Consider the following 15,965-nt stretch of genomic DNA (forward strand, 5'->3'; position numbering starts at 1 on the left):
GTTCGGATTCACGCCGCGACAGCGAGTTTCCCGCCGAGGTGGCCGAGATAACCACGGACGTCCTCGGCACTCTTATCAGGAAGACCGAAGACCACCTCGGTGACGCCGAGGTCGGCCCAGCGAGCGAGTTGCTCGGCATCGTGACGACCCGCCAGCGCGATCACCCGAGGGGTGCCGTCGCGGCCCGCGTCCTTCCAGACCCGGTGCAGGAGTTCGACTTTGGCGCCGAGGTCGCCTTCGGTCGGGGTGGTGATCCAGCCGTCCGCATTGGCCGCCAGCCAGCCGAACGACTTCTCGGTACCGCCCGCTCCGAGCAACACCGGGACCCCGGCGCGCACCGGCTTCGGCCAGGACCAGCTCGGTCCGAATTTCACGAAGTCACCGGCGAATTCGGCTTCCTCCTGCGACCACAGTGCCCGCATCGCGTCGAGGTTCTCGCGCAATACCGTGCGCCGCTTGTTCGCGGGAACGCCGTGATGGGCGAGTTCATCGGTGTTCCAGCCGAATCCGACACCCAGTTCCACCCGCCCGCCGGACAGGTGATCGAGGGAGGCGATGGTCTTGGCGAGGGTGATCGGGTGGTGCTCGGCGGGCAGCGCCACCGCCGTCGACAAGGTGATCCGCTCGGTGACCGCGGCGGCGGTGGCCAGCGCGACCCACGGGTCGAGCGTGCGCAGGTACCGGTCGTCGGGCAGCGAGGAATCCCCGGTCTGGGGATGGGCTGCGGCCCGCACCACCGGAATATGGGTGTGCTCGGGGACGTAGAACGCGTCGAATCCGGCGTCCTCGGCGGCCTTCGCCGCATCGGCGGGCGTGATGCCCCGGTCACTGGTGAACAAGACAACCCCGTAGCGCACGTCCCGGCCCTCCGACTTCGACAGCAAAACTGAAACAGGTTCTATAACCTGCAACAAGTTCTACAGGAGTAAAACGAGTTCTACTAGTCCTGATCTCACCGACCTGCCGAAGAGTCCGGCAGCCTTTCCCCGATCAGGCGAGGGGAATACGCTGGTGGTCGTCCGAGCATCACTCTCGACACGGAGGTATCCGATGTCTGATGTTTCCCCCTTCCCCGACGGCTATCCGCGGATCTGTCCCGGGCTGGCGTGCGCGGGAGCCGGCGCGGCGATCGACTTCTACACCGCGATCTTCGGCGCGACCGTGCGCATGAAGATGGACGGCCCCGGCGGCACCATCGTCCACAGCGAGTTGCTGGTCGGCGACTCGGTACTGATGGTCGGCGACCCGGTGCCCGAGATCGGCTTCAGCGACCCGAAGTCCGTCGGCGGGTCCCCGGTGAACCTGATGGTCTACGTCGCCGACGCCGACGCCGCCTTCGCCGCGGCGCTCACCGCGGGCGCCACCGCGATCACCCCCATGACCGACCAGTTCTACGGCGACCGCAGCGGCGCCTTCGAAGACCCGTGGGGTCACCGCTGGACCGTGGCCACCCACATCGAAGACGTCTCGCCGGAAGAGATGGAACGGCGCATGTCCGAGATGATGGACGCCGCCGGCTGATCGCATCGCCACACCCGCACCGCCCGCTTTGCCGCGGTGCGGGTGTGGTGCGCGGTCGGGTTACCCGGCAACGATCGAGTCCCCCTCGACGCGAACGGGTTTGGCTGGCAGCGGCTGGTTCGCGGGGCCGCCGCGCACGGCTCCGTCGAGCCCGAATCGGCTGCCGTGGCACGGGCAGTTGATGGTGCCGTTCGCCACCGTGGCGACCTTGCACCCAGCGTGCGTGCAGGTCGATGACAGCCCGACGAAAGTGCCCGCGGTCGGCTGGGTGACAACGGTGTCGCCGACGATCACCCCGCCGCCCACCGGAACATCGGCCGCCTTGATCAGCGCACCGGCGGGTGCCCCTGGTTCGGCGGCCCTGGCGGGCGCCGCCTCGTTCTTCTCGTAGGTACCGCACGCGGTCAGCGTCGCCGCGGCGGCCAGTACGCCCGCACCCACGAAGACGGTGCGGCGGTTCGGCGAGTAGTCGTTGATGGTCATCGGTCGTTCTCCGATTCAGTTGGTGCGGCCGCCCGGTCCGCGACGCACGCCGACCGGCTCCTTCCCTGTCAACGGCCCACACCCCCTCCCGGTTCGACCGATTCCGAAGTCACGCGGGTCAGTTCCGGACATGGCGTGAAATCTCCGCCCACATCAGGGGATTCCCTGATGTGGGCGGGTGGTCGGGGCGCCTAGCGTTCTCGGTGTGAGGGCGATTACGCAGCAGGTATACGGTTCATCGGCGATGTTGGCGGTGGCCGAGGTCGAGCGGCCGTCGGCGGGCGCGGGGGAGGTGCTGGTTCGGGTGCGCGCCGCGTCGGTGAATGCGCGGGATTGGCATGTGATGCGGGGAGACCCGAAGATCGCGCGATGGATGGACCGGTCGGTGTTCGGTCGCCGGGGACCGGCGAACCCGGTGCAGGGCGGGGACTTCTCGGGGACGGTCGAGGCAGTGGGCGACGGTGTCTCGGACCTGGCCGTGGGCGAGGAGGTATTCGGCGAGGCGGTCAGCGGTTCGTTCGCGGAGTACCTCGCGGTGCCGCGGAAGTTGCTCGACCGGAAACCGGCGAATCTGAGCTTCGAGGAAGCGGCGGCGGTGCCGTTGGCCGCCAATACCGCCCTGACCTGCCTGCGTCATGTCGGCGACGGTGAGCGGGTGCTGATCATCGGCGCGTCCGGTGGGGTCGGCACCTTCGCGGTCCAGATCGCCCGAGCTCGGGGCGCGCGGGTCACCGCGGTGTGTAGCACCCGCAATGTGGAGGCGGCGCGGTCGCTCGGCGCGGAGCAGGTCTTCGACTACACCCGCGACACCGTGACCGGCCGCTACGACACCGTCCTCGACCTGGCCGGAACCCGGACCCTGCGTGCACTGCTCCGCCTGGTCGAATCCACCGGCACACTGGTCCTGTCCGGTGGCGGCGACTTCGACGGCGGCAGCTGGTTCGGTCCGGTCGGCCTGCTCGCGCGCGGTCAGCTGGCTCGACCGTTCGTGAAACCGGCTATCCGTGTTCCCATGGCGGAACAGACGTCGCAGTCACTCACCGAGCTCCGCGAACTGATCGAGTCGGGTCTGCTCCGCCCGGCCGTCGACCGGACCTATCCGCTGGCCGAAACGCCGGCCGCCATCGAGTACATGGAGACCGAGCACGCTCGCGCGAAGATCGTGATCACCATCGCGTCGGCGGGCTGACCTCACAGCAGGCGGAACTCCATCATCGCGATCGCGTCGTCGACGGAGGTGGACAGCGCCGCGAGCCGACTGTGCGGATCCGGGGCGGACAGGGCCGACTGGCGGTCGGTCGGGCCGATCGGCAGGCGAGCGGCGAGCTCGTAGGAGCGGGTGGTCGGATCGTCGGACAGGTCCTCCAGCGAGGCCGAGGGCGGCGGGCGGCGGATGCCGTTGCGGCGCGCGAACTGGGCCGTCAGGGTGTGCAGGCGGTCCGCGCGTTCACGCAGACCCGCCAGCAGCGCGCTGTCGTCGGCGCCGGGGCCGTCGGGCCAGTGCGCGGCTTCGGCCTGGGGGTACGGGGCGTCGACGAGCCACTTGTCGATGCGGATGCGGTCGGTACCCTTGCAACGCAAGCGGTATCGCGCACCGGGCAGCTCGATGACCTCGGTGATCCGGGCGACGGTGCCCACCTCCGTGCGCACCTCACCACCGCCCACCTCGTGCCCGCGCGCGATCAGCACGACGCCGAATTCCGGCTCCCGCCGCCCGTCCGTGCAGTCCTCGACCAGCGCCACGTACCGCGGCTCGAAGATCTGCAACGACAGCGACTCACCGGGTAGCAGCACCGCGCCCAGCGGGAACATAGGTATCTCCACCGTCCCAGCATGCCCGGTGTCGCGAAGTCCCGGCCCATCCGGCGCGCTCACGCGGTGGCGATCGATTCGAACACCGTCGGGTCGACCAGTGTCGAGGTGTCGCCGAGTTCGCGCCCTTCGGCGACATCGCGCAGCAATCGGCGCATGATCTTGCCGCTGCGCGTTTTGGGCAGCTCCGGCACGATGTGGATCTCGCGCGGCCGCGCGATCGGGCTGATCTCCAGCGAGACCGCCGCCTCGAGCTCGGCGACGAGCGCCTCGGCCACACCGGCCGAACCGGTGAGGATGACGAAGGCGACGATCCCTTGACCGGTGGTCTCGTCGGCCGCACCGACCACGGCGGCCTCGGCGACGGCCGGGTGCCCGACCAGCGCGGATTCCACCTCGGCGGTGGAGATGCGGTGACCGGACACATTCATCACGTCGTCGACGCGCCCCAGGATCCACAGATCGCCGTCGGCGTCGAGCTTGGCGCCGTCCCCGGCGAAGTACCAGCCTTCGGAAGCGAAACGCTGCCAATAGGTTTCGCGGTAGCGGTCCATGTCGTTCCAGATGCCGCGCAGCATCGACGGCCACGGCTGATCCAGGACGAGCAGACCGGATTCGTCGAGACCGAGCGGCGTGCCCTCGTCGTCGACGACCTCGGCGGAGATCCCCGGTAGCGGGCCCATCGCGGCGCCGGGTTTGGTCGCGGTGACGCCCGGCAGGGGCGAGATCATGATGGCGCCGGTCTCGGTCTGCCACCAGGTATCGACGATCGGAGTCTTGTTGGCGCCGATCACTTCCCGGTACCAGCGCCATGCTTCGGGGTTGATGGGTTCGCCGACGGAGCCGAGCAGTCGTAGGGTGCTCAGGTCGTGGGCGTCGGGGATCTCGCGGCCCCATTTCATGAACGTGCGGATCAGCGTGGGCGCGGTGTAGTAGATGGTGACGCCGTATTTTTCGATGATCTGGAAGTGGCGGTGTTCGTCGGGGGAGTTGGGGGTGCCTTCGTAGACGACCTGGGTGGCGCGGTTGGCGAGTGGTCCGTAGACGATGTAGCTGTGTCCGGTGACCCAGCCGATGTCGGCGGTGCACCAGTAGACGTCTTGTCCGGCTTTGTGGTCGAAGACGTTGTGGTGGGTGTAGGCGGTCTGGGTGAGGTATCCGCCGGTGGTGTGGAGGATTCCCTTGGGTTTTCCGGTGGTGCCGGAGGTGTAGAGGATGAACAGCGGGTGTTCGGCGGGGAAGGCTTGCGCTTCGTGGGAAGGTGAAGCGACGGCGACGGTTTCGTCCCACCACAGGTCGCGAACCTCGGTCCACGGCACGTCCAGGCCGACCCGGCGCACCACCAGCACATGCTCGACGGTCGACGGGTCCGAGCCCAGCGCCTCGTCGACGGCGTACTTCAGCGCGGCGGGCTTGCCGCGTCGCCACTGTCCGTCGGTGGTCACGATCAATTTGGCTTCGGCGTCGTCGACCCGCTGCCGCAAGGCGGTGGGGGAGAACCCGGCGAAGACCACCGAGTGGGTGAGCCCGAGTCGCGCGCACGCCAGCATCGTCACGATGGCTTCGGGCACCATCGGCATGTAGATCGCGACCCGATCACCGGCCTCGAGACCCAGCGCGGTGAAAGTGTTCGCCGCCCTGCACACTTCGTCGAGCAGCTCGGCGTAGGTGATCGCGCGGGAGTCGCCCGGTTCGCCCTCCCAGTGGATGGCGACCTGGTCGCCGTGCCCGTCGATGACGTGGCGGTCGAGGCAGTTGTAGGCGACGTTGAGCTCGCCGTCGCCGAACCAGCGCGCGACCGGCGCGTCGGTCCAGTCGAGTACCTCGGTGAAGGGCTTGTGCCAGTGCAGCCGGTTGGCCTGCTCGGCCCAGAAACCGTCGCGATCGGCGCGCGCCCGCTCGTACAGCGAGGCATCGGCATTGGCCGACGCTGCGAACTCCGGGGCAGGCGGGTAACTGGTCACAAGAAATTCTCCTTCGAAAGCGTGGGGGTACAGCCCGTGCCGGTGGGGCGAACCACCGGCACGGGCAGGGTTGGCGTCAGTGCGAGATCGCCTTCTCCGCACCGACGCCGGTCATGGACCGGACTTCCATCTCCGCGGCCTTGGCTTGATCGACCTGCTCGCCACGGCCACCGAGGAAGGTGCCGAGCACGCCGAGCGCGAACGCCAGCGGAATGGACACGATGCCCGGGTTGGACAGCGGGAAGTAGTCGAAATCGGCACCACTGATCATCGCGGTCTTGCTGCCCGACACCGCGGGCGAGAACACGATGAGCACGATGGTCGAGATCAGACCGCCGTACATCGACCACAGCGCGCCGGTGGTGTTGAAGCGCTTCCAGAACAGCGAGTACAGGATCGTCGGCAGGTTCGCCGCCGCCGCCACCGCGAACGCCAGCGCCACCAGGAACGCGATGTTCTGGCCGTTGGCGAGGATGCCGAGACCGATCGCGAGCACACCGATCACCACCGCGGTGATCCGCGAGACCCGCACCTGCTTGACCTCGTCGACCTCGCCCTTCTTGAGCACGCTGGCGTAGATGTCGTGGGCGAACGAGGCCGACGCGGTGATGGTGAGTCCGGCCACGACCGCGAGGATCGTCGCGAACGCGACCGCCGAGATCACCCCGAGCAGGATCACCCCGCCGAGTTCGAACGCCAGCAGCGGCGCCGCCGAGTTCTGGCCACCCGCCGCGGCGAGGATCTTGTCCGGGCCGACGATGGCCGCCGCGCCGTAACCGAGCACCAGGGTGAACAGGTAGAAGGCGCCGATCAGGCCGATCGCCCAGACCACCGAGCGCCGAGCCTCTTTCGCGGTCGGGACCGTGTAGAAGCGCATCAGCACGTGCGGCAGACCCGCGGTGCCGAGTACCAGGGCAAGGCCGAGCGACAGGAAGTTCAGCTTGGACATCTCGCTGCCGCCGTATTGCGCGCCGGGCGCGAGCACATCGCGGGCGGCGACCGCCTTGCTGGTGGAATCGCTCACCGATTCCTGTGCGGCACCGAGGATGTCGGAGAAATTGAAGCCGAACTTGGCCAGCACCATCACCGTCATCAGCGCGGCGCCCGCGATCAGCAGCACCGCCTTGATGATCTGTACCCAGGTGGTGCCCTTCATGCCGCCGACCAGCACGTACACGATCATCAGCACGCCGACTGCCGCGATGACGACCGATTGTCCCGCGCGACTGGAGATATCGAGCAGCAGCGCGACCAGGCCACCGGCCCCCGCCATCTGCGCGAGCAGATAGAACAGCGAGACGGTGAGGGTGGTCAGCGCGGCCGCGGTGCGCACCGGGCCTTCCTTCAGCCGGAAGCTGAGCACGTCGGCCATGGTGAATTTGCCGGTGTTGCGCAGCATTTCGGCCACCAGCAGCAGCGCGACGAGCCAGGCGACGAGGAACCCGATCGAATACAGGAACCCGTCGTAGCCATAGACGGCGATCGCGCCCGCGATGCCGAGGAAGCTCGCGGCCGACAGGTAGTCACCGGCGATCGCGACGCCGTTCTGCGGGCCGGAGAAGCCGCGCCCACCGGTGAAATAGTCCGCGGCACTGGCATTGTTGCGGCTGGCCCGGATCACCACGACCATGGTGACCGCGACGAACAGCAGGAAGATAGCGATATTGGCGATGGGGTTGCCCACCGTCTCGGACGCGGCAAGGGTGACGCTCATGCCCGGCCCCCCTCGAGTTCTTCGCGAATGGCCGCGGCGCGCGGATCCAGCTCACGGTTGGCGAAACGGACGTAGAGCCCGGTGATGAGGAACGTGGAGGCGAACTGCCCGAGGCCCAGCAGCAGGCCCACATTGATGTTGCCGAAGACCGGCCGCGCCATGAAGTCGTGCGCGTACGCGCCGAGCAGCACATAGCTCAGGTACCACACCAGAAACAGCGCGGTCATCGGGAAGATGAAGCGGCGCAGCCGGTTTCGCAGATCTTGGAACTGCGGACTCGCTTGTACCGCGAGCCATTCGTCGGCACTCGGCGTGCGCGGATCTGGCGCCTCGGTGTCGGTTTGGGTCATGCCGGTCGTCCTAGCGTGAAGGGGGTCGTGCGTGGAGATGACGGTAAGGGGCCGGACGTGCCCGCATGATGGTGTGTCGTGGGTCACTCGGTGAAGGTGGCCGACCGTGCGGTGAGCGGTCGGTGTGGTGCGACGAACGGTCGTCGCAAGATCACCGGTGGGCGGTGGTTTCGGGGTCGCGGTCGGCGCTCATCCCGAGCCGTTCGGGGGCGTGCATGCGCAGGAAGACTCCGGCTACCGTCCGGGGATCCTGGCCCGTGGTGGCCAGGCTTACCAGGATGGTCACCGCGAAGGCCAGTGGCACGCTGACCGCTCCCGGATAGTCGACGATCGCGGCGGCCCAGCCGTTCGCCAGGTCGGGGGAGACGCCACCGAGCACCGCCAGCACGGTCGCTCCACCCGCGGTGATGCCGCCGGTGAGCATGCCGGCGGCCGCGCCGGTCGCGGTGAGTCCGCGCCACCAGATACCGAGGACGAGCAGCGGGCACAGAGTCGACGCGGCGACCGAGAAGGCGAGGGCGACGGTGCGCGACAGATCGAGGGACGCCACGGTCACCGCGAGCGTCAGCGGGACAAGGCCCGCGACCAGAGCGGCCAGCCGGAAGTCCCGGATGCGCCCGCGCAGCACATCGGTACTGAGCACGCCCGCCAGGCTGACCAGCAGCCCCGACGAGGTGGACAGGAACGCCGCGATCGCCCCGGCCGCCGCCAACGCGGCCAGCAACTGTCCGCCGAGTCCGCCGAGTACCGCGCCGGGCAGCAGCACGACCGCCGCGTCGGAGGCGCCGGTGATCAGCAGCTGTGGCACGTAGAGGCGGGCGAAGACGCCGAGCAGGATCGGGAACAGATAGAACACGCCGACCAGCCCGATCACCGTCAGCGCGGTCCGGCGAGCGGACGGGCCGTCGCGGTTGGTGTAGAAGCGGACGAGCACGTGTGGCAGTCCCATGGTGCCGAGGAAGGTCGCCACGATCAGCGAGAACACCTGGTACTGCGGATGTTGTCCGCCGAAGCCGCCGCCGGCCGCCACCCAGCTCGCGCCGTCGGCCGGTGCTCCGGCCACCACCGGAACGGCCGAACCCGACGCGAGGATCAACTCGCTACCTTCGGCGAGGGTGTGATCGCCCGGTGTCAGCACGACCGGACCTGCGATGGGTTGCCCGTCGAGCGTCCCGGTGATCGTGACCCGCTGCGAAACATCCAGGTGCACTACGACATCGGTGGAGATGTCGACGGTGGTGCGCTCGTCGACGGTCGGTGGCACGGGCGTTGCGACCGGTCGTTCATCGGCGAGGAAGTGCATGCCGAGCACCAGTGCCGGCACCGCCACGGCCGTCAATTTCAGCCAGTATTGGAAGGCCTGTACCAAGGTCACCGACCGCATTCCGCCGCCGATCACATTCACCAGGACGATCGCGCCCACCGCGACCGCGCCCACCCAGGCGGGCACCCCGAGCAGAATGTGCAGAGTGAGTCCGGCGCCCTGGAACTGCGGGATCAGATACACCGCGCAGACCAGCACGACGAGACCGGCGGCCATGCGCCGCAACCGAATCGACCCGAGCCGGAATTCGGCGAAGTCCGGCACGGTGTACGCACCGGATCGGCGCAGCGGCGCGGCCACGAACATCAGCAGGCCCAGATAGCCCGCGGTGAATCCCACCGGGTACCAGAGGGCGTCGGCGCCGTATTTGGCGATCAATCCGGCGACGCCGAGAAAGGAAGCCGCGGACAGATATTCACCGGAGATCGCCGCCGCGTTCCATCGCGAACCCACGGTGCGTGAGGCGACCAGGAAGTCGGAAGTCGTGCGGGACAGGCGCACTCCGTAAACGCCGATGCCGACAGTGGCAAGGGCCGCCAGCAGCAGTGCGGCGACCGTCAGTGCCGGATTGTCGGGGCTCATGTGTCAGTCCCCGGCCAGTTCCAGGAAATCGTCTTCGTTGCGTTGGGCGAGGCGAACATACAACCAGCCCACCGCGTACAGAGTCGGGAACGCCAGGAGGCCGAGAACCAGCCACGGCAAGCGAATGCCGACAACGGTGGCCTCGGCGATCGCGTCGACGCGGAACAGCACCGGTAGTGCGCCGAACCCGACCGCCACCACCAATCCCAGGCGCAATGCCAGGCCCAGCTGCGCCCGGATCAACCCACCGATCAACGCCGCACCCAGATCGGTCTGCTCGACCATCTCCGTGCGAGTGCGCACCTGACGGGCACCCCGCCGCTGCGCCAGCACCACCCGTTCGCGCGGGGGTCGCTGCGGACCCGTCATCGTTGCGACCAGTTCTGCCGAGGCCCGTGCACGAGCCGCTGCTTGAGTTCACGCACCTGCCGCCTGCTCACCGGCAACTCCACCGCGCCCGCCGCCCCCTCGGCCCGCAAACACACCACCGTCGCGTTCCCCGCACTCCGCAACCCGGTCACCAATCGCAACGCCACCAGATAGGACCGATGCACCCGCAGAAAACCGGCGTCCGCCCACCGTGATTCCAGCGCCGACAACGGAATCCGCACCAGATGCGACCCGCTCCCGGTATGCAACCGCGCGTAGTCCCCATCGGCCTCGACCCACGCCACATCCGCCCGATTCACCAATGTGGTCACCCCGCCGAGCTCCACCGGAATCACCTCACTGGGATGCGCGGACTCCGTATCCACCGCGCTGGGCACCGAAACCCGCCCGGCCAGAATCCGCCGCACCGCCTCGCCCAACCGGGCACCTCGCAACGGTTTCAGCAGATAATCCACCGCGCCCAAATCGAAGGCGGCCACCGCGTGATCGTCGTGAGCGGTCACGAAAACCACCGCGGGCGGCTCCGCGAACTCCGACAGAATTCCCGCCAGTTCCATTCCCGTGAGCCCCGGCATATCGATATCGAGAAACACCGCGTCGATCGGATGCGCCCGCAACAACCGCAATGCCGCGGTCGCCTCACCCGCCCGATGAATCTCACCGACTCCCGCCTGCGTGCTCAGCAGATACACGAGCTCGTCCAGCGCCGGCTTCTCGTCATCGACGGCGAGTACCCGCAGAGCGGTCGGGGGTTCTTCGGTGTTCCAGGTCACAACCCATCCATCGTAACCGGCGCCCTTGGTGGCGGTGTCGAACTGCCCTGCTGTGCGAATCAGGCGCGGATTCCGGCGCGGAACTTCGGTACCCGCATGCTGACCTTCGTTCCCGCTCCCGGCGCGGTTTCCACGACCAACCCGTAGTCGTTGCCGAAGGCGGCACGCAGGCGGTCATCGACGTTGGCCAGGCCTACGTGGGCGGCCTCACCGGTGCGGGCAGGCCCGGAATCGGTGTCGACGGCGTCGAGGGCGCCGGAGCGCAGCAGGTCGGGGTCCATACCGATGCCGTCGTCTTCGACGCTGATCAAGCAGTCGGTGCCCGCGTCGCTGGCGACGATGCTCAGCTGGCCGCCCCGGCCGCCGCCGGCGAGGCCGTGCCGGACCGCGTTCTCGACGAGTGGCTGCAAGGCGAGGAACGGCAGCACGACGCCGAGGACTTCCGGTGCGATGCGTAAGCGCACGTCGAGGGCGTCGCCGAAGCGGGCTTGTTCCAGCGCCAGGTATCGCTCGATATTGCGCAGTTCGTCGGCGAGGACGGTGAATTCGCCCGCGGCGCGGAAGGAATAGCGGGTGAAGTCGGCGAATTCGAGGATCAGTTCGCGGGCCCGATCCGGGTCGGTGCGGACGAACGAGGCGATCGTATTGAGCGCGTTGTAGATGAAGTGCGGGCTGATCTGGGCTCGCAGCGCACGCAATTCGGCCCGGTCGACCCGAGACCTCGAAGCATCGAGCTCGGCGAGTTCCAGCTGCCCACACGCGTACCGCGCCACCTCCGCAGCGGCGCCGAGCATGCCCGGTCCCGGCTTCCCGGTCGTCACCATGCCGAGCACACCGACCGCCGCTCCCGTGTCGATCGGCAACGGTTGGGCGATCAGCGTGTGCTCGTCGCCGGTGACCAGCACGGGCCGCTCATCGGCAACGGCCCGCCGCGCCGCATCGGCGAACGACGCGAGCATGCCGGTATGCGGACCGTCCCACGCCAGCAGGGTCCCCTCGGCATCGGCTACACCCAGCGCCTCGGCACCGGCGAGGGCACGCAGGTGTGGCGCCGCCTCGTTCGCGGACTCCTCGGTCAGCCCACGACGCAACGGCACGGCGGCCAGCGAGGCGGTGTGCAGCGCTTGGTGGACCGCACGCTGGGCCGGTGTGGTGACGACACGCTGGGTCCGCTGCCACACCAGTAATGCCACGACCAGCAGGGCGGCGACGACCACAGCGGCCACGATGAAGGTGGTCAACGAGTGGGCCGATCGGAGTACACCCACCGATTATGTCGGTGTGGGCACCTGAATCGGCTCAGGTCGCCTTCATCGCGCGGTCGGGTGCTCCTCGGTGACCTTCACCACGACACGCCGACCCACGCCGAGGTGCGGTTCGGGGCGCGCGTGCCGAGTGCGAAATCTGTCGGACCCCCGTGCATAGAATGCCAAGGCCAACCCCCGCCGACTCTATGGGAGGAAGGACCGTCTTGGCTCCGTCCGGATCGTTCGTTCACCTGCACAACCACACCGAGTACTCGATGCTCGATGGTGCGGCGAAGATTTCGCCGCTGTTCGCGGAGGCGGATCGGTTGGGCATGACCGCGGTCGGCATGACCGACCACGGCAACATGTACGGCGCCTCGGAGTTCTACAACTCGGCCAAGAAGGCGGGCATCAAGCCGATCATCGGCATCGAGGCCTACATCGCACCGGGCTCGCGCTTCGACACCAAGCGAGTGAAGTGGGGCGATCCGGGCCAGAAGGGCGACGACGTCTCCGGCTCGGGTGCCTATACCCACATGACCATGGTCGCCGAGAACGCCGTCGGCCTGCGCAATCTGTTCAAGCTGTCGAGCCTCGCCTCGATCGAGGGGCAGCTGGGCAAGTGGGCGCGCATGGACGAGGAGATCATCGCCCAGCACGCCGAGGGCATCATCGCGACCACGGGCTGCCCGTCGGGTGAGGTGCAGACCCGCCTGCGCCTCGGCCACGATCGCGAAGCGCTCGAAGCCGCCGCGAAGTGGCAGGAGATCTTCGGCGCCGACAACTTCTTCCTCGAGGTGATGGACCACGGTCTGTCCATCGAGCGCCGGGTCCGCGAGGGCCTGATCGACATCAGCAAGCAGCTCGGCATCCCGCCGATCGCCACCAACGACTGCCACTACGTCACCAAAGACCAGTCGGTCAACCACGAAGCGCTGCTGTGCATTCAGACCGGCAAGACGCTCTCGGACCCGACCCGCTTCAAGTTCGACGGTGACGGCTACTACCTCAAGTCCGCCGCGGAGATGCGCGCGATCTGGGACGCGGAAGTCCCCGGCGCCTGCGACAACACCGAACTCATCGGCGAGCGCGTACAGCCCTACGACGACGTCTGGGCACACCGCGACCGGATGCCGGTCTTCCCCGTGCCGGAAGGTCACACCCAGGCCACCTGGCTGCGCAAGGAAGTCTTCGACGGTCTCGATCGCCGCTTCCCCGACGGCCCGTCGCAGGAGTACATGGCGCGCGCCGATTTCGAGCTCGGCGTCATCTGCGAAATGGGTTTCCCCGCCTACTTCCTCGTCGTCGGCGACCTGATCAAGCACGCACTGGAAGTCGGCATCCGCGTCGGTCCCGGTCGTGGTTCGGCCGCGGGCTCGCTGGTCGCCTACGCGATGGGCATCACCAATATCGACCCCATCCCGCACGGTCTGCTCTTCGAGCGATTCCTCAACCCCGAGCGCGTGTCGATGCCCGATATCGATATCGACTTCGATGATCGCCGCCGCGGTGAGATGGTCCGCTACGCCACCGAGAAGTGGGGCAGCGACCGCGTCGCCCAGGTGATCACCTTCGGCACCATCAAGACCAAGGCCGCGATCAAGGACTCCGCGCGAGTCCTGTTCGGCCAGCCCGGTTTCGCCATCGCCGACCAGATCACCAAGGCGCTGCCGCCGCCGATCATGGCCAAGGACATCTCGGTCTCCGGCATCACCGATCCCGACCACGAGCGGTACAAGGAAGCCGCCGAGGTTCGCGAGCTCATCGGCTCCAACCCCGACGTCGCCAAGATCTACGAGACCGCGCGCGGTCTGGAGGGCCTGATTCGCAACGCGGGCGTGCACGCCTGCGCGGTCATCATGTCCTCGGAGCCGCTGACCGACGCCATCCCGGTGTGGAAGCGCGCGCAGGACGGCGCGATCATCACCGGCTGGGACTACCCGTCGTGTGAGGCCATCGGCCTGCTGAAGATGGACTTCCTCGGTCTGCGCAACCTCACCGTCATCGGTGACGCCCTGGAGAACATCAAGGCCAACCGCGGCATCGATCTCGACATGGATCACCTGCCGCTCGACGACCCGGCCACCTACGAACTGCTCGCCCGCGGCGACACCCTCGGCGTGTTCCAGCTCGACGGCAGCGCCATGCGCGATCTGCTGCGCCGCATGCAGCCCACCGGCTTCGGCGATATCGTCGCCGTCCTCGCGCTGTACCGCCCCGGCCCGATGGGCATGAACGCGCACAACGACTACGCCGACCGCAAGAACAACCGGCAAGAAGTCAAACCGATCCACCCCGAGCTCGAAGAGCCACTGAAAGAGATCCTCGCCGACACCTTCGGCCTGATCGTCTATCAGGAACAGATCATGCAGATCGCGCAGAAGGTGGCCGGGTACTCACTCGGCCAGGCCGATATTCTGCGCCGCGCCATGGGTAAGAAGAAGCTGTCTGTCCTGGAAGAGGCCTATGCGGGCTTCCGCGACGGCATGCTCGCCAACGATTTCTCCGAGCCCGCCATCAAGGCGCTGTGGGACACGATTCTCCCCTTCGCCGGTTACGCGTTCAACAAATCGCACGCCGCCGGCTACGGCCTCGTCTCCTTCTGGACCGCCTATCTCAAGGCCAATTACCCGGCCGAATACATGGCGGGCCTGCTCACCTCCGTCGGTGACGACAAGGACAAGGCCGCGATCTACCTGTCGGATTGCCGCAAGATGGGCATCACGGTGCTGCCGCCCGATGTCAACGAATCGGAGCTGAACTTCGCCTCCGTTGGCACCGATATCCGGTTCGGTCTCGGCGCGGTCCGCAATGTCGGCACCAACGTGGTCGGCTCGATCATCACCGCGCGCAAGGAGAAGTCGAAGTTCACCGACTTCTCCGACTATCTGAACAAGATCGACGCGATCGCCTGCTCCAAGAAGGTCACCGAATCCCTCATCAAGGCAGGCGGTTTCGATTCCCTCGGGCATCCGCGCAAGGGCCTGCTGCTGATCCATTCCGATGCGATCGACGCGGTGATGTCGACCAAGAAGGCCGAGGCGATCGGCCAGTTCGACCTGTTCGGCGGCCTCGACGACGGCGACGACTCGATGGCGTCGGTGTTCAACGTCAAAGTCCCCGAGGACGAATGGGAGACCAAGCACAAGCTCGCCCTCGAACGAGAGATGCTCGGTCTCTACGTGTCCGGGCATCCGCTCAACGGCGTCGAGCACGTGCTGGCCGCCCAGGTCGACACGCCCATCCCGGCGATCCTGGAAGGCGACGTCAAGGACGGCGCGCAGGTGACCATCGGCGGCATCCTCGCCTCGGTGAACCGCCGCATCAACAAGAACGGCCTGGCCTGGGCCTCGGCTCAGCTCGAGGACCTCACCGGTGGTGTGGAAGTGCTGTTCTTCCCGCAGTCGTACTCGGTGTACGGCATGGACGTGGTCGAAGACGCCGTGGTGCTGGTGAAGGCCCGCGTCTCGGTGCGTGACGACCGCATCTCGCTGATCGCCAACGATCTTGTCGTGCCGGATCTCTCGGCCATCGGCGTGGCCAAGCCGGTAGCGGTCGTGATGACCACGCGCATGTGCACGCCCGACAAGCTCGGCGAGCTCAAGAAGGTCCTCACCCGCCACCAGGGCACCTCGGATGTCTTCATCCGCCATGTCGGTGCCCGCGAGAAGACCACCATGCTCAAACTCGACGACGCCTGGCGGGTCTCCCCGTCGTCGGCGCTGATGGGCGATCTGAAAGCCCTGCTCGGCCCAGGCTGCCTGGGCTGAGCAAGCTCGCAAACAGCGAATCCACCCGCAGCGCT

13 protein-coding genes are annotated in these 15,965 nt (G+C 67.6%); 3 read left to right on the plus strand and 10 right to left on the minus strand.

The features are described from left to right. Nucleotides 1-8: 8 nt before the first annotated feature. Nucleotides 9-857, minus strand: coding sequence for a TIGR03619 family F420-dependent LLM class oxidoreductase (locus ACFWPK_RS30260; RefSeq protein ID WP_378921560.1), 849 nt, complete (start codon nt 855-857; stop codon nt 9-11). Nucleotides 858-1,050: 193 nt separating this feature from the next. On the opposite strand from ACFWPK_RS30260, the gene ACFWPK_RS30265 reads away from it, so the two are divergent. Further along, nucleotides 1,051-1,521: a VOC family protein gene (locus tag ACFWPK_RS30265; RefSeq protein ID WP_378921562.1), complete on the plus strand. Its 471-nt coding sequence runs from the start codon at nt 1,051-1,053 to the stop codon at nt 1,519-1,521. Nucleotides 1,522-1,581: 60 nt separating this feature from the next. Here ACFWPK_RS30265 and ACFWPK_RS30270 read toward each other — a convergent pair whose 3' ends face one another. Then, nucleotides 1,582-2,004 carry a ubiquinol-cytochrome c reductase iron-sulfur subunit gene (locus ACFWPK_RS30270; protein WP_378921564.1) on the minus strand — a complete coding sequence of 141 codons (423 nt, stop codon included), beginning with the start codon at nt 2,002-2,004 and terminating at the stop codon, nt 1,582-1,584. Nucleotides 2,005-2,209: 205 nt separating this feature from the next. On the opposite strand from ACFWPK_RS30270, the gene ACFWPK_RS30275 reads away from it, so the two are divergent. Next, complete coding sequence (locus ACFWPK_RS30275; protein WP_378921566.1) at nt 2,210-3,193, plus strand: NAD(P)-dependent alcohol dehydrogenase; 984 nt, start codon at nt 2,210-2,212, stop codon at nt 3,191-3,193. 2 nt (nt 3,194-3,195) lie between these two features. Here ACFWPK_RS30275 and ACFWPK_RS30280 read toward each other — a convergent pair whose 3' ends face one another. The 8 genes from ACFWPK_RS30280 to ACFWPK_RS30315 form a co-directional block, all read right to left on the minus strand. Further along, nucleotides 3,196-3,828, minus strand: coding sequence for an LON peptidase substrate-binding domain-containing protein (locus tag ACFWPK_RS30280; protein WP_378921567.1), 633 nt, complete (start codon nt 3,826-3,828; stop codon nt 3,196-3,198). A gap of 47 nt (nt 3,829-3,875) precedes the next feature. Beyond that, nucleotides 3,876-5,780 carry an acetate--CoA ligase gene (gene acs, locus ACFWPK_RS30285; protein ID WP_378921569.1) on the minus strand — a complete coding sequence of 635 codons (1,905 nt, stop codon included), beginning with the start codon at nt 5,778-5,780 and terminating at the stop codon, nt 3,876-3,878. A gap of 76 nt (nt 5,781-5,856) precedes the next feature. Then, nucleotides 5,857-7,494 carry a cation acetate symporter gene (locus tag ACFWPK_RS30290; protein WP_378921571.1) on the minus strand — a complete coding sequence of 546 codons (1,638 nt, stop codon included), beginning with the start codon at nt 7,492-7,494 and terminating at the stop codon, nt 5,857-5,859. After that, nucleotides 7,491-7,844 (minus strand): DUF485 domain-containing protein, encoded by a 354-nt coding sequence (locus ACFWPK_RS30295; protein ID WP_378921573.1) that lies wholly within the window; start codon nt 7,842-7,844, stop codon nt 7,491-7,493. Before ACFWPK_RS30295 ends, ACFWPK_RS30290 begins: the two co-directional genes overlap by 4 nt. Before the next feature lie 151 nt (nt 7,845-7,995). Continuing rightward, nucleotides 7,996-9,750, minus strand: coding sequence for a cation acetate symporter (locus tag ACFWPK_RS30300; RefSeq protein WP_378921575.1), 1,755 nt, complete (start codon nt 9,748-9,750; stop codon nt 7,996-7,998). A gap of 3 nt (nt 9,751-9,753) precedes the next feature. Beyond that, nucleotides 9,754-10,119, minus strand: coding sequence for a hypothetical protein (locus ACFWPK_RS30305; protein ID WP_378921577.1), 366 nt, complete (start codon nt 10,117-10,119; stop codon nt 9,754-9,756). Beyond that, on the minus strand, nt 10,116-10,913 hold the full coding sequence (locus ACFWPK_RS30310) for a LytR/AlgR family response regulator transcription factor (RefSeq protein ID WP_378921579.1): 798 nt from the start codon (nt 10,911-10,913) through the stop codon (nt 10,116-10,118). The genes ACFWPK_RS30305 and ACFWPK_RS30310 overlap by 4 nt, the downstream gene beginning before the upstream one ends. Nucleotides 10,914-10,972: 59 nt before the next feature. Then, entirely contained in the window at nt 10,973-12,154 is a 1,182-nt protein-coding gene (locus ACFWPK_RS30315) for a sensor histidine kinase (protein WP_378921587.1), read from the minus strand. 212 nt (nt 12,155-12,366) lie between these two features. Between ACFWPK_RS30315 and dnaE the strand changes: the two genes are divergently transcribed. Then, on the plus strand, nt 12,367-15,930 hold the full coding sequence (gene dnaE, locus ACFWPK_RS30320; protein WP_378921580.1) for a DNA polymerase III subunit alpha: 3,564 nt from the start codon (nt 12,367-12,369) through the stop codon (nt 15,928-15,930). Nucleotides 15,931-15,965: the final 35 nt, after the last annotated feature.

It is taken from the genome of Nocardia sp. NPDC058519 (genome assembly GCF_042719755.1).
Classification (GTDB): domain Bacteria; phylum Actinomycetota; class Actinomycetes; order Mycobacteriales; family Mycobacteriaceae; genus Nocardia.

What these genes read in the sequence shown, in the direction of transcription:
- ACFWPK_RS30265 (WP_378921562.1), top strand. Translation starts at nt 1,051, where the DNA reads ATGTCTGATGTTTCCCCCTTCCCCGACGGCTATCCGCGGATCTGTCCC.
- ACFWPK_RS30270 (WP_378921564.1), bottom strand. Translation starts at nt 2,004, where the DNA reads ATGACCATCAACGACTACTCGCCGAACCGCCGCACCGTCTTCGTGGGT.
- ACFWPK_RS30290 (WP_378921571.1), bottom strand. Translation starts at nt 7,494, where the DNA reads ATGAGCGTCACCCTTGCCGCGTCCGAGACGGTGGGCAACCCCATCGCC.
- ACFWPK_RS30295 (WP_378921573.1), bottom strand. Translation starts at nt 7,844, where the DNA reads ATGACCCAAACCGACACCGAGGCGCCAGATCCGCGCACGCCGAGTGCC.
- ACFWPK_RS30300 (WP_378921575.1), bottom strand. Translation starts at nt 9,750, where the DNA reads ATGAGCCCCGACAATCCGGCACTGACGGTCGCCGCACTGCTGCTGGCG.
- ACFWPK_RS30305 (WP_378921577.1), bottom strand. Translation starts at nt 10,119, where the DNA reads ATGACGGGTCCGCAGCGACCCCCGCGCGAACGGGTGGTGCTGGCGCAG.
- dnaE (WP_378921580.1), top strand. Translation starts at nt 12,367, where the DNA reads ATGGGAGGAAGGACCGTCTTGGCTCCGTCCGGATCGTTCGTTCACCTG.